This is a genomic window from Pannonibacter carbonis (assembly GCF_003012935.1).
GTDB lineage: Bacteria > Pseudomonadota > Alphaproteobacteria > Rhizobiales > Stappiaceae > Pannonibacter > Pannonibacter carbonis.
Genome location: NZ_PUDR01000007.1, coordinates 101854 through 121635 on the forward strand (window position 1 = coordinate 101854; position 19782 = coordinate 121635).

17 protein-coding genes are annotated in these 19782 nt (G+C 64.0%); 6 read left to right on the forward strand and 11 right to left on the reverse strand.

The window, feature by feature from the left end:
• The first annotated feature begins 11 nt into the window (after positions 1–11).
• Both C8348_RS11320 and C8348_RS11325 read left to right on the forward strand, forming a co-directional pair.
• The gene (locus C8348_RS11320; protein WP_106753447.1) at positions 12–1901 is read left to right on the forward strand and encodes a beta-N-acetylhexosaminidase; all 1890 of its coding nucleotides are present in this window, start codon (positions 12–14) and stop codon (positions 1899–1901) included.
• 5 nt (positions 1902–1906) lie between these two features.
• Positions 1907–3103 carry a hypothetical protein gene (locus tag C8348_RS11325; protein ID WP_106753448.1) on the forward strand — a complete coding sequence of 399 codons (1197 nt, stop codon included), beginning with the start codon at positions 1907–1909 and terminating at the stop codon, positions 3101–3103.
• Positions 3104–3168: 65 nt separating this feature from the next.
• Here the strand turns inward: C8348_RS11325 and C8348_RS11330 are convergent, their stop codons facing one another.
• From C8348_RS11330 to C8348_RS11365, 8 genes are all read right to left on the reverse strand, one after another.
• Positions 3169–3948, reverse strand: a complete 780-nt coding sequence (locus C8348_RS11330; protein WP_106753449.1) for an L-fucose dehydrogenase — start codon at positions 3946–3948, stop codon at positions 3169–3171.
• Positions 3948–5225 (reverse strand): L-fuconate dehydratase, encoded by a 1278-nt coding sequence (locus C8348_RS11335; RefSeq protein ID WP_106753450.1) that lies wholly within the window; start codon positions 5223–5225, stop codon positions 3948–3950. Before C8348_RS11335 ends, C8348_RS11330 begins: the two co-directional genes overlap by 1 nt.
• Positions 5222–6076 carry a fumarylacetoacetate hydrolase family protein gene (locus C8348_RS11340; protein ID WP_106753451.1) on the reverse strand — a complete coding sequence of 285 codons (855 nt, stop codon included), beginning with the start codon at positions 6074–6076 and terminating at the stop codon, positions 5222–5224. The genes C8348_RS11335 and C8348_RS11340 overlap by 4 nt, the downstream gene beginning before the upstream one ends.
• A gap of 60 nt (positions 6077–6136) precedes the next feature.
• On the reverse strand, positions 6137–7081 hold the full coding sequence (locus C8348_RS11345) for an ABC transporter substrate-binding protein (protein WP_106753452.1): 945 nt from the start codon (positions 7079–7081) through the stop codon (positions 6137–6139).
• 57 nt (positions 7082–7138) lie between these two features.
• A complete protein-coding gene (locus C8348_RS11350; RefSeq protein ID WP_106753453.1) occupies positions 7139–8173 on the reverse strand; it encodes an ABC transporter permease in 1035 nt (344 codons plus the stop codon).
• Complete coding sequence (locus tag C8348_RS11355) at positions 8170–9702, reverse strand: sugar ABC transporter ATP-binding protein (protein ID WP_106753454.1); 1533 nt, start codon at positions 9700–9702, stop codon at positions 8170–8172. Before C8348_RS11355 ends, C8348_RS11350 begins: the two co-directional genes overlap by 4 nt.
• The gene (locus tag C8348_RS11360) at positions 9695–10558 is read right to left on the reverse strand and encodes an amidohydrolase family protein (RefSeq protein WP_198647019.1); all 864 of its coding nucleotides are present in this window, start codon (positions 10556–10558) and stop codon (positions 9695–9697) included. The genes C8348_RS11355 and C8348_RS11360 overlap by 8 nt, the downstream gene beginning before the upstream one ends.
• 61 nt (positions 10559–10619) lie before the next feature.
• Positions 10620–11372: an SDR family oxidoreductase gene (locus C8348_RS11365; RefSeq protein ID WP_106753456.1), complete on the reverse strand. Its 753-nt coding sequence runs from the start codon at positions 11370–11372 to the stop codon at positions 10620–10622.
• A 233-nt stretch (positions 11373–11605) separates the two neighbouring features.
• Here C8348_RS11365 and C8348_RS11370 point away from each other — a divergent pair, with 233 nt between their 5' ends.
• Positions 11606–12370 carry an IclR family transcriptional regulator gene (locus C8348_RS11370; protein ID WP_106753457.1) on the forward strand — a complete coding sequence of 255 codons (765 nt, stop codon included), beginning with the start codon at positions 11606–11608 and terminating at the stop codon, positions 12368–12370.
• A gap of 41 nt (positions 12371–12411) precedes the next feature.
• Here C8348_RS11370 and C8348_RS11375 read toward each other — a convergent pair whose 3' ends face one another.
• From C8348_RS11375 to C8348_RS11385, 3 genes are all read right to left on the reverse strand, one after another.
• A complete protein-coding gene (locus C8348_RS11375) occupies positions 12412–12846 on the reverse strand; it encodes an RbsD/FucU family protein (RefSeq protein WP_106753458.1) in 435 nt (144 codons plus the stop codon).
• Between the two features lie 89 nt (positions 12847–12935).
• Positions 12936–16148, reverse strand: coding sequence for a 4Fe-4S dicluster domain-containing protein (locus C8348_RS11380; protein WP_106753459.1), 3213 nt, complete (start codon positions 16146–16148; stop codon positions 12936–12938).
• 71 nt (positions 16149–16219) lie between these two features.
• Positions 16220–16669 carry a MarR family winged helix-turn-helix transcriptional regulator gene (locus C8348_RS11385; protein WP_106753460.1) on the reverse strand — a complete coding sequence of 150 codons (450 nt, stop codon included), beginning with the start codon at positions 16667–16669 and terminating at the stop codon, positions 16220–16222.
• Between the two features lie 150 nt (positions 16670–16819).
• Here C8348_RS11385 and C8348_RS11390 point away from each other — a divergent pair, with 150 nt between their 5' ends.
• The 3 genes from C8348_RS11390 to C8348_RS11400 are packed head-to-tail and all read left to right on the forward strand — an operon-like array spanning position 16820 to position 19709.
• A complete protein-coding gene (locus C8348_RS11390; protein ID WP_106753461.1) occupies positions 16820–17821 on the forward strand; it encodes a TRAP transporter substrate-binding protein in 1002 nt (333 codons plus the stop codon).
• Positions 17822–17841: 20 nt separating this feature from the next.
• Positions 17842–18405, forward strand: coding sequence for a TRAP transporter small permease (locus C8348_RS11395; protein ID WP_106753462.1), 564 nt, complete (start codon positions 17842–17844; stop codon positions 18403–18405).
• Entirely contained in the window at positions 18402–19709 is a 1308-nt protein-coding gene (locus C8348_RS11400) for a TRAP transporter large permease (protein ID WP_106753463.1), read from the forward strand. The genes C8348_RS11395 and C8348_RS11400 overlap by 4 nt, the downstream gene beginning before the upstream one ends.
• Positions 19710–19782: the final 73 nt, after the last annotated feature.

Genomic DNA, 19782 nt, shown 5'->3' on the forward strand with positions numbered 1-19782 from the left:
CCAGGACAGCCATGACCAAGTACCATCTTGATGTGATCTGGACCGATACCGCCAACGACGGCCGGGAGCTGGCCGTGACCCTGACCAATCTCTCCGACAGCCCCCTGTCGGATTTCTCGGTTGGCTACACCTCGATCACCCGCACCATTCGCCCGTCGGTCTGCCAGAACGGCACCATGACCCGGCGCCAGGCCAACTACCATGAATACGCCCCGCCGGCCGGTCTGACGTTGGCACCTGGCGAAAGCTGGCGCTTCGTCGAGACCTCGCTCAGCCGCAAGGCGCTGCATTCCAACGACGGCCCGAAGAGCGCCTTCGTCATCTTCGCTGACGGCACTGCTGAACAGGCTTCGGTCGCCGACATGCAGATCGCCGGCTTTGAGGCTGCCCGCGCGGAACGCTCCAACTTCACGCTTGGCGTCCTGCCGCAGCCGGCCAGCGTCGCCGTTGCGTCCTGGATGGCCAAGGCACCGGTTCACCTGAAGCTTGAAGGCGGTTCGGTCGCCGAGAAGCGCGTGGTTGGCGGCGTCAACGCCCTCGCCCGCCGTCTCTTCACCCTGCGCGCCAATCCCTTCGTGTTCATGGCACCGGAAGGTGCGGCCGTGCTGCGCCTGGCCGCCAACGCCGCTCTCGCCGAGGAAGCCTATCAGATCGATTTCAACGGCTCGGACATTGTCCTGACCTACGGCACCGATCTTGGCCTGCGCCACGGTCTCGTGACACTGGCACAGGGCATGATGGCCGCGCGTGAGGACGCAGACCGCTTCGCCTTCCCGCATACCGGCCGGATCGAGGATGCACCGCGTCACGTCTGGCGCGGGTCGCATCTCGACGTGTCGCGGCAGGTCTATCCGCTCGCCGACATCCTGCGCTTTGTCGACATCCTGGCCTGGCACAAGCTCAACCGCCTGCACTGGCACCTGACCGACGATGAAGGCTGGCGCCTCGAGATCAAGCGCCTGCCGCAGCTGACCGAAATCGGCGCGCACACGGGCCTGAACCGGCCCGTCCTGCCGCAGCTCGGCCATGGTCCCTTCGACCATGGCACGTTCTACACCCAGGATCAGGCCCGCGCCGTGGTCGCCCATGGCCGCTCGGTCGGCGTGGAAGTGATGCCGGAAATCGATCTGCCGGGCCATTGCGCCGCCGCGATCGCCTCGCTGCCGGATCTGGTCGATCCCGATGAGCCGGAAAGCTACTGGTCGATCCAGGGTTACGGCAACAACGCGCTCAACCCCGCGCTCGACGCCACCTGGACCTTCACCCAGACGGTTCTGGAAGAACTGCTGGCCGTGTTCCCGTTCGAAGTCATCCACGTGGGCGGCGACGAAGTGGCCCCCGAAGCCTGGCTGCAATCGCCGAAGGCACAGGAACTGATGGTGCGCGAGCGCATCAACGGCACCGATGGCCTGCAGGCACACTACCTGAAGCGCGTACATGCCTTCCTCTCAGCCCATGGCCGCATCACCGGTGGCTGGGAAGAGGTCGCCCATGGCGGCGGCGTCTCGCCGGATCGCAGCCTCCTGTTCGCATGGACCTTGCGCGAGAAGACCGCAGAACTCGCAGCCCTCGGCTATGACGTCGTGTCGTCCCCCGGCCAGACCTACTATCTTGACATGGTCCAGTCGGGTGACTGGAACGAGCCGGGCGCAAGCTGGGCCGGAGTTACCTCGGTCGAGACCTCTTATGGCTACGAAGCGCAGGGTGATGATCCGCATCTGGCGGTCAAGCTCAAGGGCATTCAGGCCTGCATCTGGAGCGAGCACCTCACCTCGCGCGAACGTTTCAACCACCAGGTCTTCCCGCGCCTTCCGGCCATCGCGGAAGCGGCGTGGAGCCCGGAAAAGGTCAAGGACTTCGCCCGGTTCAGCGCCATCGTTCCCCTGATGCCGAAGGCCTGACACGCATGGACGTTTCCGTCTGGACCTATGCCTGGGACATGCTCGACCTCGGGGTCGAGCATGTGACCGGCGAACTGGCGTCGCTTGCCGGCGCCAACCATGTCAGCCTTGCCACCTCCTATCACGCCGGACGCTTCATCCAGCCGCGGTCGAACCGGCGGAAGATCTACTTTCCTGAAGACGGCACGGTCTATTACGCACCCGATGCCGCGCTCTGGAATGACGCGGAGATTGCGCCCCGGCAGGCGGCCATCACCCGTGACACCGACCTCGTCGCGCGCCTGTCGGCCGCGCAGGATGCCGCCGGTCTCGGCCTGTCCGCATGGACGGTGTGCCTGCACAATACACGTCTGGCCAGCCTCTACCCCGGCCACGCCCTTACCACGGCCTTCGGCGACCGGCTGGCGTTCGGACTGTGCCCGTCGAGCCCGGCGGCGCGGTTCTATGCCCGCACCATGGTGCATGAGATTACCCACCGGTTCCGCCCGGCACGGATCGAGCTGGAAACGCCTGGCTTCCTCGAAGTGGAGCACGGCTTCCACCATGAGAAGGACGGGGTCAGCCTGACGGCAGACGAATCCTATCTGCTCTCGGTCTGCTTCTGCCGCTACTGCCTTGGCCGGGCTGAGGCGGCCGGTGTCGATGGCGAGGCGGCCCGCAAGGCCGTTGTCGACATCATCTGCGCGGCCTGCGACCGGGATACGCCGGTCAGCCGTTTTCCCGAGTTCCCGGAAAAGGGCATCGACGCCTTCGCCTCCGTTCCCGCGCTGCATGACTATCTGGTCTGGCGGCAGGATCCGGTGATTAGCCTCATCACCGAGATGCGGCAGCTTGCGCATCCGGACAGCCAGGTGCTCCTTGTCGACGGTCCGGCGGCCTGGCGCGGCGGCGTCGATTTCGACCGCCTCGCCTCGGCCTGCGATGGCATGATCCTGTGCCTCTATGGCCAGACGCCGCAAGAGACCGGCGCCACTGTGAGCGCCATGCGCAACCGTCTTGGCGCGGACGCCAAACTGATCCTTGGCCTGTCTGCGTTCCAGTCCGTCGTCCCGTCGGCGGAAGCCCTGTGCCATGCCGCCATCGCCGGTGCGACGGCCGGAGCGGACGGGCTTAACTTCTACAACTATGGCCTCGTTGCCCGTCCGCGTCTTGGCTGGATGGGCGAGGCCACCGCAGCCTTCCGGGCAGCCCGGATGAGCTGATGCGGCAGCGAGGCCAGCCCGAATGCCCGGGCTGGCCCGTTCTGCCCTTTGAGACAGAGCCGGGATCAGCGATCCAGCGCCCGGTCCAGGTGGGTATAGCCGCCATCTGGATAGAGCCATTGGCCCGTGATGTGGCTGGCCCTGTGCGACAACAGAAAGACGACCGTATCGGCGATTTCCCGCGCGGTGGTCATACGGTGTCCCAGCGGGATGCGCGCAGCAATCCGCCTCTCCTCGGCGGCGGGATCCGGAAAGGTCTGCAGCCAGTTGGCGTAGAGCGGTGTCATCACTTCGGCCGGCAGAACCGCGTTGACGCGCACGCCATCCCTCGCAAGCGCTGCGGCCCATTCCCGCGTCAGACCAAGCTGCGCCGCTTTTGCCGCGACATAGGCCGATGTGTCGCCCTGCCCCGTCACCGCCGTTTTCGATGACACATTCACCACGGCCCCTCGCGTTGCCTTGAGGTCCGCGACCGCCAGATGCATCAGGGTGTAGTAATGCACCAGATTACGATCCAGCGAGGCGCGGAAGGCGTCGGGACCGGCATCCAGCCCGACGCTGTCATTGGCCCCGGCATTGTTGACGAGACCATCGATGCGGCCAAACCGCTTGCGCACCGCATCGACCGCCTGACGGCAGGCGTCGTCCGACGACAGTTCCGCCTTGAAGAACCAGACGTCAGGCGCAAGCGCCTGCAGCCTTTCCAGAAAGGCCGGATCCGGATCCCGGCGGGCGAGGATGACCGGAACGGCGCCCTCCTCGGCCAGCACCTCGCTGACGGCGGCGCCAATGCCTGACGCTCCGCCCGTGACAATCACGATCTTGCCTGTCAGTCCAAGGTCCATCAGTTGCCTCCGAAGCGATACGCCTCGATCGAGGATGGTTTCATTTCAATCGAAAAGCCAGGCAGCTGCGGCGGCATGTAGGCCGCATCGCGGATGACGCAGGGATCGATGAAATGCTCGTGCAGGTGATCGACATACTCGATCACACGGCCCTCGCGAGTGCCGGCAATGCAGAGATAGTCGATCATCGACAGGTGCTGGACATATTCGCAAAGGCCGACACCGCCGGCATGCGGACAGACCTTCAGCCCGTGCTTGGCTGCCATCAGCATCACGGCGAGGATCTCGTTGACGCCGCCGAGACGGCAGCTGTCGATCTGCACCACGTCGATGGCCCCGCGCATGATGAGCTGCTTGAAGATGATGCGGTTCTGGCACATCTCGCCGGTTGCCACTTCAATCGGCGCGACGCCTTCGCGGATCTTGCGATGGCCTTCGATGTCATCCGGGCTGGTCGGTTCCTCGATGAACCACGGCTTGGCAAAGGCGAGCTTGCCGACCCAGTCGATGGCCTGATCGACCTCCCAGACCTGGTTGGCATCGATCATCAGGTTGATGTCCGGACCGACCGTTTCACGCGCAATGGTCAGCCGTCGGATGTCATCCTGAAGATCACGCCCGACCTTCATCTTGATGTAGCGGAAGCCGGCATCGACAGCCTCGCGGCAAAGACGGGCGAGTTTTTCGTCATCATAGCCGAGCCACCCGGCCGAGGTGGTGTAGCAGGGATAGCCTTCCCGCTCGAGGATCGCTCGCCGCTCTGCCTTGCCTTCCGCCTGCCGGGTCAGGAACTCCAGCGCCCATTCCGGCGTGATGCAGTCGGTCAGATAACGGAAGTCGATGCACCGCACGAGCTCTTGCGGGCTCATGTCGGCAATGAGCGCCCAGACCGGCTTGCCCTCGATCTTGGCATAGAGGTCCCAGACCGCGTTGACGACAGCTCCGGTGGCGAGGTGAATGGCGCCCTTGTCGGGACCGATCCAGCGCAGCTGGCTGTCGGAGGTGATGTGCCGCCAGAAGCGGCCCATGTCTGCCGCAACCCAGTCCATGTCGAGCCCCACGACCAGCGGCCGCAAGGCGTTGATGGCGGCAACGCAGATCTCGTTGCCGCGTCCGATGGTGAAGGTCAGGCCATGACCTTCATGCGGTCCGTCCGTTTCCAGAACCACATAGGCGGCGGAATAGTCCGGATCGGGGTTCATGGCGTCGGACCCGTCCAGATGTTGGCTGGTCGGGAAGCGAAGGTCTTCCGTCCTCAGGCCGGTGATCTTGGTCATGCCCGGACCACCTTCTGGGTTTGAGTGCCAAGACCTGCGATGCCGAGGCGAACCGTTTCGCCGCCCTTCAGATAGACCGGCGGCTTCTGGCCAAGTCCGACCCCCGGAGGCGTGCCGGTGGAGATGACATCGCCGGGCTGCAGCGACATGAAGCGGCTGAGATACGAGACGATATGGGCCACGCCGAAGATCATGGTTGCGGTGGACCCGTCCTGATAACGCTTGCCGTCGACCTCGAGCCACATGGCAAGGTTGCCAACGTCACCGATCTCGTCAGGGGTCACAAGCCAGGGGCCCGTGGGACCAAACGTATCGCAGCCCTTGCCCTTGTCCCAGGTACCGCCGCGCTCCATCTGGAACTCGCGTTCGGACACGTCGTTGACGACGCAGTAGCCGGCAACGTGATCAAGGGCGTCCTTCTCCTCGATATATTTGCCGCCTTTGCCGATGACGACGCCAAGTTCGACCTCCCAATCGGTCTTCTGCGACCCGCGCGGGATCTCGATGGCATCATCCGGACCGACAACCGCCGAGGTCCACTTGTTGAAGACGATGGGCTCGGCAGGAATGGCAGCACCGGTTTCTGCTGCGTGATCGGCGTAGTTCAGGCCGATGCAGATGAATTTGCCGATCTGGCCGACGCAGGCACCAAGACGCAGATCCACCTGGGGCGTTCCGGCAACAAGCGGCAGGCTGTTCGGGTCGAGCACGGCAAGCCTTGCCAGGCCTTCCGGCAGCAGCACGGCGCCAGCGATGTCATCGACATGGGCTGAGAGATCACGCACGCGGCCCTCGGCATCGAGCAAGCCCGGACGCTCCTGGCCGGCCGGGCCATAACGCAGCAATTTCATGGGAAGTCTCCGTCAGATAGGGACCGGAGCCGGACGCAAGGTCCGGCTCCGGACTTGGGATCAGTCGTAGAGGACAGCCGCGATCTCGGGGCTGTCGATGTTGGATTTGTCGTAGAAGTAGAAGCCGGTATCAATGGTCGGAATGATCGGCTCGCCCTTGGCGGCCATGACGGCGGCCTTCACGGTCTCGTAGCCGATGCCGACCGGGTTCTGCGTGATCGCACCGGCCATCAGGCCATCGCGGATCGCCTGCTTCTGGGCGGCGCCAGAGTCGTACCCGATGATGACGACCTTCTTGCCAGTCTCGCGTGCGCCGTTGGCCACGCCTATGGCCGAGCCTTCGTTCGACCCGAAAATGCCCTTCAGGTTCGGATGCGCCTGCAGCAGGGTCTTGGTGATCTCGGTCGACTTCAGATGATCGCCGCCGCCGTATTCGATGGCCACGATCTGGATCTTCGGCTTGTTCGCCGCGATCCACTCGACAAAGCCGTCGCGGCGATCAACGCCGGTGCGGCTGGTCTGGTCATGCACGACGAGTGCAACGTCGCCTTCATCGCCGATGAGTGCCGCCATCTTTTCAGCCGCAAGCGCCGCGGCGGCCTTGTTGTCGGTGGCAGCGGTTGCGGCCGGAATGTCGCTGTCGACGCCGGAGTCAAACGCGATCACCGGGATCTTGGCCGCTTCCGCCTGCTTCAGCAGGGGCGTAGCTGCCTGGCTGTCGAGGGCGGCGAAACCGATGGCCGCCGGCTTCTTGGCAAGGGCAGCGGACAGCATGTCGATCTGGCGGTCGACCATGGTCTCGTTGTCCGGGCCTTCAAAGGTCACCTCGACGCCGAACTCGGCGGCCGCCTTGTCGGCACCGGCCTTCACGGCCTGCCAGAACTGGTGCTGGAAGCCCTTGGAAATCAGCGGAATATACATCTTGTCCTGGGCCAGCGTGAAGCCGGTGCTGGCCAGCAGGGCTGCGGCACTCAAGGTGCCGAGGATCATGCGACGGGTAATCATGCTTTCCTCCACTTTAGATGATGGGTGGTTCGGGCCTTTGGCCTTCTTTTCTGGGTCTCAGCCGCGTTGGCGGCGAAGCTGGTCGGCGTAGACGGCTAGAATAATGATCGCGCCGGTGACGACGGTCTGCCATTCGGGGGCAACCGACAGGATGCGCAGGCCATTGGTCAGCACCGACATGATCAACGCCCCTATGAGCGTCCCGAGCACGGTGCCCCGCCCGCCGGAAAGCGAGGTGCCGCCGATGACCACGGCAGCAATGGCATCCAGTTCATAGCCAAGGCCGAGCGCGGGCTGGGCGGAATTGAGGCGCGAGGAGATAAGGATCCCGGCGATGCCGCAGATCGCGCCGGCCAAGGCATAGACGGCCATCTTCCAGGCATTGGTGTTGACCCCGGACAGACGCACCGCCTCCTCGTTCGATCCCAGCGCATAGGTGTAGCGACCCAGAACCGTACGCGAGAGCACGAAGGCCATGCCGCCGGCGACCAGGAACAGCACCAGCACGCCATTGGGCACAGGAAGGCCGGGAAGAACCATGCCGATGAGAGAGCCCTGCGAAATGTCCGTATAGCCCGGCGTGTCGTTGAAATAGATCGGCCGGGCGCCGGTGATGATGAGCGACAGGCCTTTCAGCACCAGCATCATGCCGAGCGTGGCGATAAACGGCGGGATCTTCATCCTGGCGACGAAGGTTCCAGAGGCCAGACCTGCGAGAGCCCCTGCGCCGATGGCCGCAAGCACGCCGAGCGGCAGCGGCAATCCGGCCCAGGTCAGCGCCACACCGGCAATGACAGCACAGAATGTCATCAAGGTACCGATGGACAGGTCGATACCCCCTGTCAGGATGACCGCAGTCGCAGCCACCGCAAGCACCCCGTTGACCGATGTCGCCTGCAGGATCGCCATGATGTTGGAGACCTGGAAAAAGTTCGGCGAGGCGAGCGAGAAGCCGACAAGCAGCACGATCAGGCTGGCGAAAGCGAGCAGTTTCTGCTGCGCACCGCCCGCGAGACGGGCCGGAGCCGGGACAGGAGCCGGGACAGAAGCCGGGGGGGCCGAAGCCTTGCTGTTCTGAGGCGAAGTGTTCACGCGGGTTCCTCCTGACGCGTGGCCTGCCCCAGACCGCTGCGGTCGGTGGCAAGTTGCATGATCTGTTCCTGGGTGGTGCCGGCCCCGCCCGGGAGAACGCCGGTCAGCCGGCCCTCGCACATGACGGCAATGCGGTGCGAGACCCTGAGGATCTCCGGCAGTTCCGACGAAATGACGATGATCGCCTTGCCCTCTGCGGCAAGGTCGGCAAGCAGGCGGTAGATCTCCGACTTGGCGCCGATGTCGATGCCGCGGGTCGGCTCGTCGAAAATCAGAATGTCGCAGTCCCGCAGCAGCCACTTGGCGATGACCACCTTCTGCTGGTTGCCTCCGGATAGGAGTCTGACTTCTTGCCGGTCCGACGGCGTACGGATACCGAGACGGGCGATGAAATCGCGGGCCGTCCGCCGCATCGCGCCCTCGTCAAGCTGGCCGACCCGATTGGCATAGCTGGACAGACTGGCCAGCGCGATGTTGTCAGAGACATCCATGCCAAGGGCGAGCCCGAAATGCTTGCGGTCCTCCGAGAGATAGCCGATGCCAGCCTTCACGGCATCGGCAGGCGAGCGAACATCCACCTTGCGGCCATGGACGAAAATCTCCCCGCCCTCGCGCGGATCGGCGCCAAAGATGGCCCGTGCAACTTCCGTGCGCCCTGCCCCCATCAATCCGGCAAAGCCCAGGATTTCGCCCTTTTTGAGCGAAAAGCCGACATCTCGGATCTCCCGTCCCCGGGTGAGACCCACCACTTCAAGCGCCGTTTCGGCATCGCGCAGATCGGGAACGTCGACCGTCTCATCCCCCAGCTTGCGCCCGACCATCATCTCGATGATCCGGGCGATGGGCGTGTCTGCCGCCTCGACGGTGCCGACATATTCGCCGTCGCGCATCACGGTCACCCGATCAGAGATGCGGCGGATCTCGTCCATCTTGTGGCTGATGTAGACGATGCCGACACCCTCAGACTTGAGCTTCCCGATCATCGTGAAAAGTTCGGCGATCTCGCTGTCCGTCAGTGCGGCCGTCGGCTCGTCCATGATCAGCACCTTGGAGCGGGCCGACAATGCCTTGGCGATCTCCACCATCTGCTGGCGGGCAATCGACAGGCCCTCCACCGGCCGGCGCGGGTCGATATCGATGTTGAGCGATGCAAACAACTCTGCCGCTTCGCGGTTCTGCCGTGCCTCGTCGATCCGCCCGAAGGACAGGCGCGGTTCGCGGCCGATGAAGATGTTCTGCGCCACCGTCAGGTCCTTCATCAGAGCCAGTTCCTGATGAATGATGCCGATGCCCCTGTCCTGCGCCGCTTTGGGCGACGGCAGGACAACTTCGCGTCCCTCGACCAGAATGCGGCCACTGTCGGGCTGATACACCCCGGACAGGATCTTCATGAGGGTCGACTTGCCCGCACCGTTCTCGCCCATGAGCGCATGGACTTCACCCGCCCGAAGATCAAAGCCGACACCCTTCAGCGCGTGCACGCCGGGAAAGCGCTTCTCGATACGTTCCATGCACACGAGGTCACGCATCAACCGCCTCCTCCAGTCCATAGAAGCGGACAGCCGTTCCACCAAGGATCTCGGCCCTGTCGGCTGCGGACAGGTCGGCGAGCAGCCGCTCCGTGACCTCTTCCCAGAACCGGTGACTGACAGCCAGGGTAATGACAGGCCAGTCGGATCCCCACATCAGCCGTCGCGGCCCGAACCAGTCAAGCAAGCGGCCCAGCACAGGCTTCAGGGTTTCGACGGCGAGGCCAACGCTCAGAAGCCGGCTCGGGCACATCTCGGTGACAAGGCCGGACAACTTGCAATGCAGTTTTCCGTCGGCAGCAAGCAGCGCCATGTCCCGGTGCCAGGTCTGCGATATGCCGTTGAGGAGATCCGGTTTGGCCGCATGGTCGATGACGACGGGAAGCTCCGGATAGCGAGCGCAAAAGCGCAGAAGGGCCGGAAGATGCCGCGTCTTGACCAGCGCATCAAACCGCAAACCAAGGCGCACCAGGGCAGCGATGGCCTCCGGTGCCGGCGCCGTGTCGATCCAGTCCGCATCGGCGATATCCTGCAGCATGGGCCGCACGCCCTTGAAGCGCGGATTTCGCGCCAGGGCGGCAAGCCTGCCGGTGGCTTCAGCCTGGGTCAGGTCAACCCAACCGACAACACCGACGACCTGCTGCGCGGTCTGGGCCAGCCCAAGCAAAAAGTGCGTTTCGGCCTCGCTCGGGGCAGCCTGGACCGCAATGACACGGCGCGCGCCATTCAGTGAAGCGAGATCGGGTGGCAGAAACTCGCGCCGGAGCGGATCCAGTTCCGGCCCACCAGTGTCGAGCCAGCCGTAGTCGCCCCGCGCCGGCTGCCAGAAGTGGCAATGTGCATCTAGTCTGTCCATCAGCGGCCTCCCGTCCGCGTCGTGGGATCTGGTGCAGCAGACCGGGTTGGCCTGCCTTGTCTCAGATCGTCACGCCGCCATCGACGGAAACCGCCTGACCGGTGACAAACCGGCTTTCATCGCTGAGCAGATAGACAATCAGCGGCGTGATATCGTCGACAGTGGCGAGGCGCCCCATGGGCTGGCGGGCGATGAAGTCCTTCTCCGCCTGAACCGGATCGGCGGCCGATGCAATACGCCCGCGCAGCGACGGTGTATCGACGGTGCCCGGGCACAGCGCGTTGCATCGGATGCCCTGCTTCACGAAATCGGCAGCGACCGCCTTGGTGAGACCGATGACGGCCGCCTTGGTGGCGCCATAGGCCGTGCGGTTGATGAAGCCTTTGATGGATGAGGCCATCGACGACATGTTGAGGATCGACGCAGTGCCGGTGATCTCGGCCTGCATAAGCATGCCCGGCAGGAACGCACGGGTCATGCGCACCATTGAGGTGACATTGACATCGAGCGCCTGTTGCCACTGCTCCTCGGTCAGGTCGAGGATGGTGCCGTGGTGAACCATACCTGCGCAATTGAAAAGACCGTCGATTGGTCCGAGTTCCCCCGCGAGCGCCGTGATCGCCGCCAGATCTGTGACGTCAAGCGCCTGGCTCTCGATGCCGACAAGGCCGGTCAGCAGACGTTGATCCCGGTCTGTGGCGATGACGCGGGCGCCTTCAGCAGCCAGAACCAGTGCCGCAGCACGGCCCATACCCTGCCCTGCGGCGGTGATCAGGATCGTCTTGCCGGAAAGACGCTGGCCATTTTGCTGCATCTCGAACCTCCCTGTCCCGGCGGGACTCCCGATCAGAGGTCCCGCCTGTTTCCATCCCGCGACGCCGGTTTGCATCCGACGACTTGTTTATATACAAACACTCTATTCACGAATGAACTGATATGCAAGTCTGTGTTGCCGAAATTTGACAAGCTTCACCGTCTCGCGCAAAGGGCATTGAGATTTCAGGCAAATCGCCGGTATGCGGGGGCTGGTGCCTTGGGAGAGAGTTGATGAGCGACGTGGATGTGACTGGCGACCGATACCGCGCACCGGCTCTCGACAAGGGCCTCGACATTCTGGAACTGTTGTCGGAACAACCCAGCGGCCTGACACGGGCGGAGATCGTCAAGGCGATGGGGCGCAGCCCCTCGGAGATCTACCGCATGCTCGAACGCCTGGTGGCACGCGACTATGTCGTGCGGTCCTCTGGTGGCGATCGCTACTTCCTGTCGATGAAGCTGTTTGTCCTGGCCAACCGGCATCCGCCCCTGCGCCGCCTGGTGGCGCAGGCAACGCCCAAGCTCGACATTTTCGCCCGCGACAGCCGGCAGTCCTGCCACATGGCGGTGCCGGAACGCGCCGCAGCCGTGGTCGTGGCACAGGCGAGCCCGATGGACAGCTGGGAGTTCCGGGTCCGGGTCGGCGCAAGGCTGGATCTTCTGGGGACAGGGTCCGGCCATGCCTTGCTCGCCTTCCAGAGCCCGGAGCGACGGGCCGAAACGCTTGGCGCCTTGAGCAGTGCGGCGGATCTTGCCAGGCTCGACCGCATGTCCGCCGAACTGGACGAGGTGCGCTCCCTCGGATACCGCATCGGCGACAGTGGCCAGTTGCTGGGCGTGCGGGATATTTCCGTGCCGGTGCTCGATCCCAACGGCGATGCGATTGCCGTGATCACCTGCCCCTATCTGGGCCGGCCCGCCGGCGAGGCCTGCGACAGCATCGAGGACGCACTGGCCAGGTTGCAGGGCGTTGCCCAGGAGTTGTCTTTGAGCTGACAGGTGGTGACCGCCGCCTGTCAGCCCGATTTGTGTCTGGATCAGCCGAAAATGACGCCCTTGCGGATGACGAAGTTGCCGTAGGGCCGCAGTTCGCTGGTCAGGACGATGGCATAGGCCTTCTTCGCACGCTCATAGAAGGCAAAGCGCTCCAACGTGCCCATGTCGGCCTTCTCGGCGGCAAACAGCGGCTGCGCTTCGGCCACGACAGGCGGCACGGCAGTTGGATCATCGACCACCTGCATTGTCAGGACGGGCTCGGTGCCAAAGGTATCGACCGGCAGCAATGTCAGGATCGCCTCGACGGCGCGAACCGCCGAGCAGTCCATGCGCAACGGCCGGCCATGCACGCTTTGCCGAGCCACCGAATCGGCGGGGAAATTCGCATCGGCGACCACGATCTCGTCGCCGTGGCCCATGGCGGCCAGAACCGCCAGCAAGTCCGCACCGATCAGCGGATCGATCCCCTTCAGCATCAAAAATCTCCTCCCCGGCCCTTTCGGGCTGTTCTGCAGTGCCGGCGAGAGTACCGGCTGCGCCGGGGAAGTAAACCCGGACCTGGCAATCACAGATCGACCTGCATTCGCCCTCCCGGCGCAGCGGCCCGCGAGCAGCACAGGATCACCTTCGACTGGCGCTCTGCCTCCGACAGGACATAGTCACGGTGCTCGATCTGCCCGCTGCCGTCGTGCCCGACAGCACACACGCCGCAGATCCCGTCCGAACATTTGGTGCTGACGAGGATGCCGGCGGCTTCCAGAGCCTCGGTTGCACTCTGGTCCGGGCTGACCTCGATGCTGCGCCCGGACTTGAGGAGATCCAGAACGAAGGGATGGTTCTCCCAGGTCGGCGGCTCCGGCACCTTGAAGAACTCCCGCGACAGGGCCTCCTCCGGCCAGCCTTGTGCCCTTGCCGCCTCGAACACGGCCTCCATGTAGCGCTCACCGCCACAGGTGTAGAGCCTGAACCCTGGTTGCCAGTCAGGGATGAGACCGCGAAGATCGGCCCGCCCGCCTTCGCGCGAGAAATGAAACTGCGCCTGCTCCGCCCATTTGCTTGCCTCGATCTCTGCAGCAAAACCGCAGCTCTGCCGGGAGGCTGCGTTGTAATGCAGTTCGAACTTGCGGCCGAGGGCATGCAGGCGATGCGCCATGGTCAGCATCGGCGTGATCCCGATCCCGCCTGCCATCAGCAAGGAGAAGGAGGCGGTCTCATCAAGCGGGAAGTGATTGCGTGGCGGCGAAATCAGGATCCGGCGTCCTTCGCGGAACACCCTGTGCATCAGCAGCGAGCCGCCACGCCCCTTGGCCTCGCGCTGGATGCCGAGGACGTAGCGACTGCTATCGGCGGGATCTCCAGCGAGGGAATATTGCCGCTGGTATTCGGGCGCAATCACCACATCGACATGCGCCCCTGCCGTGAACGGCGGCAACGGTCTGCCCTGCGGATCGACCAGTTCGAAGCGGACCACATCCTCCGCCAGATCATCGCGCCGGGAAATGATCACCGGGATCACCGGCGGAGGCCCGTCCAGCAGTTGCGGCCCCGGCGCAAGTCCCTCTGTCTCACCGCGTTCAAGCCTGTCGCGGTACTCGTCTGGCGACAGCAAGGCGCGGTAGCGGCGAATACCCTCCTCTCGGTCCAGCGGCTGGGTGACGGGGTAAGGCTTCGGCATCATGTCAGCCGGGTAGACCGCAAGGGTCTGGTCTTCGGGCTTCAGATTGATGTCGGTGTTCAGCCCACGCCGGTTGGTTGCAACTGCCGCAACATAGCGCTGACCGGACGGGTCCAGCTCGATGTCCCACCACCAGGTCTTGACCGGGTTGATCATGCCCCGCCCAAGCTTGTCATCAAGGCTTGCCAGGATCCGCGCGGCTCCCGGTGCTGCGATCGCTATCTTGCGCACGACCGCTTCGGCAAACAGGCCCTCGAGGTTCCACGGACAGGTCTTCATGCAGCGCCCGCACATTCCGCCCGCCGAATTGGTGAGGCGATAGCGCGTGCATTTCTCGGCATCCGACTTCCAGATCTCATAGCCGTTGTACATGCGCTTCGGACCGGCCGTGATCGCCCCGGACGGACATTCGCGCGCGCATTTGTTGCAGGCCTCGCAGAACCGTTGCAGCCCGAAGTCAATCGGCTTGTCATGCTCCATCGGCATGGATGTGGTCACGGTGCCGGATTTCAGCCGCGGCCCGAGATAGGGATTGAGGATCACCTCGCCGATACGGCTGACCTCGCCGAGGCCCGACAGCAACAGCAACGGCGGCTGCAACACCTCGCCATCAATCACGGAATGAACACGGGCGCTGTAGCCAAGTCCGCGCAGATGCTCGGCGATCACTCCTCCGAGCAACGAGAACCGCAGATAGGCCCGCATCGACTGGGCAACGGAAATCCAGTCGTCCCCGCTCGCCCCCTCCATGGTCTCGAAACCCTGGTCGATGAGCAGATTGATCGCGTGCCCATGGTAGGGCGTGATGGGCTGGCCGCCGGCATTGTGCGAGTACCAGGCCCAGTCCGGCACCCGGCACAGACCCACCGCATCAGAAGACAGGAAATATCCTGCCGCTTTCAGATTGTCGGCATTGCGCACCGGGTCGAGGGTTGAGGGATGTACCGGCGCCTTGGCATCACCAAACTGCAGCAGCAACAGCGCGCCCAGCGCACGGCGGGCACAGGCTCCGATCGGGCTCTTGACGACATAGTGCCCGCCCTTCGCTGCTTCCTGCACCTTCTTGCCCATATCGCCGAACAGGGCGCGGGCGAAGAAATCCGCCCGCTTGGGAAACCGGGGAACTCTCGGCTCATCGATGAACGTGGTTGGCGTCTCGCGCCGGCGGATCGTCTCGAAGGGAAACGCGCCCTGGCGATATTCCCGGCGGCGATACGCATCAACCGGTCGGGACACCGGTCGTCCCTTGCCCCGTGCGGCCCACCCGCCGGGGCCGGCCGTTGCTCCAAGCATCCGGTCCGCATCGAGCGACAACGTCGTTGTAACGACCGCCAGGGAATAACCAGTCCCGACAAAGGGTGCTTCTGCAACAGGGTGGCCGTCTGCGCCCACGCCGATCCCCGCAAGACCTGCGCTGACGGCAACGCGCGCCAGATCGACCTCGGAGGTCGTCGCCGTATGCGCGCGCGCTTCTGCCCCGAGCAAGCGCAGATAGCTGGCAAGGACAACGGCGGTGTTGGCTGCCAGAAGCGCGGCGCGCTGCGACTGAACCCCTTGCAACCAGTCACATCCCGGCTCGTCACTCCTGGGCTCCCGGGCATGGTCCACCAGAATGACGAGGGCATGGCTGTGATGCGTGACCGGTCCATGGGGGGTGCGGGCGGAATCGAGCACATCCGCATAGATCGCATCAATGCCGGCCGCGTGACTGGTCGGTTGCCCGGCCTCCAGTTCGGCACGCAGCAGGTCGATCATCGGATTTCGGAGCGGAACACCCAGAAAATGCGCGGGTTCCAGCCGGGCAATGCCCATCATCGCGGCATCAAAGAAATACCCGGCCGCCTTGAGATGCCGGCTACGTTCCTGCGGGTCTTCAGGGACCTCCGCCGGGGCATGGGTGACAGGTCCGTCTCGCACGGTGTCGAACATGCCCATGAACCGCCCCATCGCACGGGCAAGGTTCACCGGATCGTCGTTATCGAACGACAACGGGCGCATCGCCGGCAGCAGGTCCAGCGGCGGGCGCTTGTCTGTGCGAGCCAGATACTCAAGCGGAAATGGTCCAAGGTGGACCGGCCGGTCCTTGGTTGAAAACAGTCGCATGTACCGCGTCCTCTCCCGCCGGGCGGATGTTGCCTCCGCTTCGGCCTGTTCAACGACCGGCACATGTCCGGTCAGAAGTCTGACAGGTCTTCCCGTTCACCGGCCGCCAGCAGATCCAGTGCCTCCATCAGCACGGAAAACTGTTCAGGGGCCAGCTTGCCGGTAAAATGTTCGTTCATGGCGTTGACCGGACCACGGGTGGTGCGGACGATCCGCATGCCCTCACCGGTCAGTTCGATCTCCACGGCACGCCCGTCCGGTCCGCTTCCGGGCTGGCGTTGCAAGTAGCCCTTCTTTTCCAGCACCCGCAGCAGCCGCGACATCGTCGGCCGCGTCACGCCGACATAGTCGGCAAGATCCGACGGTGTGCGGACATCCTCCTCCCCCACACCGATCATCACGCACCACATCAGGCGCGTCAGACCATGCTCGGCAAGAATCTCCTCAAGCCGCCCCTGCAGGATCCGCGACAGGCGCGACACCCGGTATCCAAGGCGCTGATGCAGTTTGTACTGGCTCATTCCGGACCCCGTTCGTGCGAACAGACTTGACTAACTGATTATCAGTGTCAATCATCTAATTGTCAGTGATAACTAACGAGCTTGCCAACCAAGGCCAGCCGTCAGCGCCGGAGGCCCCATTGCGGTGCATCCGGATCCGGAGAGGAACGCATGGTCAAGACGATTCTCGCAACGCTTGCCGTAGGGCTTGCACTCGTTTCCGCCGCTCCCGCCCTAGAGGCCAAGGAGCTCAAGCTGGCGCATTTCATGTCGCCGCAACACCCGATGGACCGTCATGTGATGACACCGCTGGCCGAAACGGTCGGCGCTGCCAGCGGTGGGGCCCTCACGATCAAGGTCTATCCAGCCGGGGAACTGGGGGCCGGGCCGAACCAGCAATACCGGCGGGCCGTCACCGGCATCGCGGACATTGCCTTCAACCTGCCGCAGTACACGCCGACCCAGTTCAAGCGCTCGGCGCTGCTGCACGTGCCCGGCCTCTTCACCTCGCCCGAGCAGGCCACCCGCACGATCTGGGACAATATGGAAGCCCTGGCACCGGACTTCACGGAAGTGAAGCTTCTGGCCTACTGGACCAACAACCCCTCGCTGCTGTTCACCCGCAACAAACCGGTCCGCTCCCTCGCGGACATGCAGGGCCTCAAGGTCCGCGTGCCGGATCCGGTTTCGGCCAAGATTGTCGAGGCCTGGGGCGGCATACCGGTCTCAATGCCTGCAACCGAAGCCTACAACGCCATGAGCACCGGCGTTGTCGACGCCGTGATGATCGATGCGTCCGCCGTCTCGTCCTACAATCTGCAGGAAGTGACGAAATACGCGACCATGAACATCCCCGGCGCGCTCTCCACCTTCACCCTGATCATGAACCAGGCCGCCTATGACGGTCTCGACGACACGCAGAAAGGCATCATCGAGGCTGAGACCGGGTTGCCGCTCTCGCTGAAGGCAGCCGAGGCGTTTCGCATGGCCGGAGACAAGGGCGTGGCGATGCTGAAAGACGCAAAGGTCGAACTGATCGAGCTGGATCCGGCAACCGTCACAGCCTTCCAGTCGGCCATGCAGGCTCCGGTCGAGGCGTTCCTGCAGGCGGAAGGCACAGCGGGCGGGTTCGATGCCCTTGCCTTCGTTGCCGGGTTCAAGACCGCAAACTGAGCGGAAAAGGGCGATCAACCATGTCCCGTCTTCCTCGGGAAGATAGCACCGGCGGAACCAATGTTCCGCCGGATGCCCCTTCCACGCCTGAACCCGGTCACACTGCAAGCCAGACCCCTGCGGCATTGGCCTGGCCCCTGCTGGTCCTTGAAGTCGTCGGCAGCCTGTGTCTTGCAGCGCTTCTGACCCTGACCGTCAGCGATGCGCTGTTGCGGTCTCTTGCCAACCGGCCCGTGTTTGGGGCCAGCGACCTGATCCAGGTCCTGCTTTGCCTTGTTGTCGCGGCCTCCCTGCCCTTATGTGTTGCTGCCGGACGCGCCATAGCCATCGACATGCTCGTCGAACGTCTGCCCGCCCGGCTGCGTAAGCCTCTGGCCCGCCTGATGGCAGCAACCTCGGCAGGGCTCCTGCTGCTGGCCGCCTGGCGCTGCTTCGTCAATGCCGGCGAGGCGGCGCAGTTCGGAGAGAGCACGATGCTGCTGCGCATCGGCTACGGCCCGTTCTATCTCGCCCTTGCCATCTCCTTCGTCTTCTGCGCGCTGCTGTTTGCCGCAGAAGCCCTGCGCAGAAAGGAAACGGCATGAGCGCGGCCGTCATCGGTCTTGCCGGCTTCGCCGGTCTTTTCGTCCTCATGGGGCTCGGCATTCCCGTTGGCCTCGCCATGCTTTTGACCGGGCTTGCCGGAACCATCGCCATCACCGGCTGGACCTCGGCGGCCTACACCCTCTCCGGGCAGGCCTTTGCCACCGCCTCCCACTATGACCTGTCGGTGCTGCCACTGTTCGTGCTGATGGGCAATCTCGCCTCGGCCTCCGGGCTCAGCCGTGATCTCTATGATGCCGCCTATCGCTGGATCGGTCATGTGCGCGGCGGTCTTGCCGGCGCCACCGTGCTCGGCTGTGCCGGCTTTGCCGCCTTGTCGGGATCTTCAATTGCCTCGGCTGTCACCATGGGCCGGGTCGCCTATCCCAATATGCGGCGGTATGGCTATGGCGGACGCCTGGCCGCAGGCACGGTTGCAGCAGGCGGCACGCTCGGCATCCTGATCCCGCCGTCCACCGGCTTCGTGCTCTATGCAATCCTCACCGAACAGTCGATTGGACGCCTGTTCATGGCCGGTGTTCTGCCCGGCCTGCTGCTGACGGGCCTGTTCCTGGTGGCAGTGGCCATCGTCGTGCGGCTGAAACCCGAGGAAGGTCCGCGCGGACCCTCCTTTTCATTGGCAGAGAAAGGACAGGCAACACTCCGGGCAACCGGAATATTCACGATCATCGGCCTCACCATTGGCGGGATCTACTCCGGCCTCTTCACTCCGGTGGAAGCCTCGGGTGTGGGGGCGGCCTTCGCACTCCTGATGCTGGCGATCCGCCGTAAGTTCGGCCTCAAGACCTTGCGGTCGGTGTTCCTGGACACCTTGCAGACGACCGGAATGAGCTTCCTGATCCTGATCGGGGCCAGCGTGTTCGCCCCCTTTGTGGCGCTATCCGGTCTTCCCGCCATGGTCGCTGACGCCTTTGCCGGTGCCGGTCTGGGTCCTATTGGCACCCTTGCGGTGATCCTGATCGCCTATGCCATCCTCGGCATGTTCATCGAGGGGCTGTCGTTGATGGTGATCACGCTGCCTATCGTCTTCCCGCTGATAACGGCCCTCGGCTTCGATCCGATCTGGTTCGGCGTCATCATGGTCATTGTGCTGGAGATGGGCCTGATCAGCCCGCCGGTCGGGGTCAATTGCTTCGTCGTCGCCACGATAGCGCGAGACATCAAGTTGGAGACCGTCTTTGCTGGTATCCTGCCGTTCTGGCTGGCGATGATCCTGGCCATGGCAATCCTGGTGGTCTGGCCGGACATTGCCCTCATTTTGCCCAATGCGATGTATGCGAAATAGCGGCAAGGCCCCGGGACGGATCAAACGCCCCGGGGACTGTGGTCTCAGTGAACAGCTTTCGGGGCGTAAGCCA

Coding starts and splice junctions, on each gene's coding strand:
- C8348_RS11345 (WP_106753452.1), bottom strand. CDS start 7,081: ATGATTACCCGTCGCATGATCCTCGGCACCTTGAGTGCCGCAGCCCTG.
- C8348_RS11395 (WP_106753462.1), top strand. CDS start 17,842: ATGTCCCGTCTTCCTCGGGAAGATAGCACCGGCGGAACCAATGTTCCG.
- C8348_RS11320 (WP_106753447.1), top strand. CDS start 12: ATGACCAAGTACCATCTTGATGTGATCTGGACCGATACCGCCAACGAC.
- C8348_RS11385 (WP_106753460.1), bottom strand. CDS start 16,669: ATGAGCCAGTACAAACTGCATCAGCGCCTTGGATACCGGGTGTCGCGC.
- C8348_RS11400 (WP_106753463.1), top strand. CDS start 18,402: ATGAGCGCGGCCGTCATCGGTCTTGCCGGCTTCGCCGGTCTTTTCGTC.
- C8348_RS11355 (WP_106753454.1), bottom strand. CDS start 9,702: ATGCGTGACCTCGTGTGCATGGAACGTATCGAGAAGCGCTTTCCCGGC.
- C8348_RS11340 (WP_106753451.1), bottom strand. CDS start 6,076: ATGAAATTGCTGCGTTATGGCCCGGCCGGCCAGGAGCGTCCGGGCTTG.
- C8348_RS11335 (WP_106753450.1), bottom strand. CDS start 5,225: ATGACCAAGATCACCGGCCTGAGGACGGAAGACCTTCGCTTCCCGACC.
- C8348_RS11390 (WP_106753461.1), top strand. CDS start 16,820: ATGGTCAAGACGATTCTCGCAACGCTTGCCGTAGGGCTTGCACTCGTT.
- C8348_RS11375 (WP_106753458.1), bottom strand. CDS start 12,846: ATGCTGAAGGGGATCGATCCGCTGATCGGTGCGGACTTGCTGGCGGTT.
- C8348_RS11380 (WP_106753459.1), bottom strand. CDS start 16,148: ATGCGACTGTTTTCAACCAAGGACCGGCCGGTCCACCTTGGACCATTT.
- C8348_RS11370 (WP_106753457.1), top strand. CDS start 11,606: ATGAGCGACGTGGATGTGACTGGCGACCGATACCGCGCACCGGCTCTC.
- C8348_RS11325 (WP_106753448.1), top strand. CDS start 1,907: ATGGACGTTTCCGTCTGGACCTATGCCTGGGACATGCTCGACCTCGGG.
- C8348_RS11365 (WP_106753456.1), bottom strand. CDS start 11,372: ATGCAGCAAAATGGCCAGCGTCTTTCCGGCAAGACGATCCTGATCACC.
- C8348_RS11360 (WP_198647019.1), bottom strand. CDS start 10,558: ATGGACAGACTAGATGCACATTGCCACTTCTGGCAGCCGGCGCGGGGC.
- C8348_RS11330 (WP_106753449.1), bottom strand. CDS start 3,948: ATGGACCTTGGACTGACAGGCAAGATCGTGATTGTCACGGGCGGAGCG.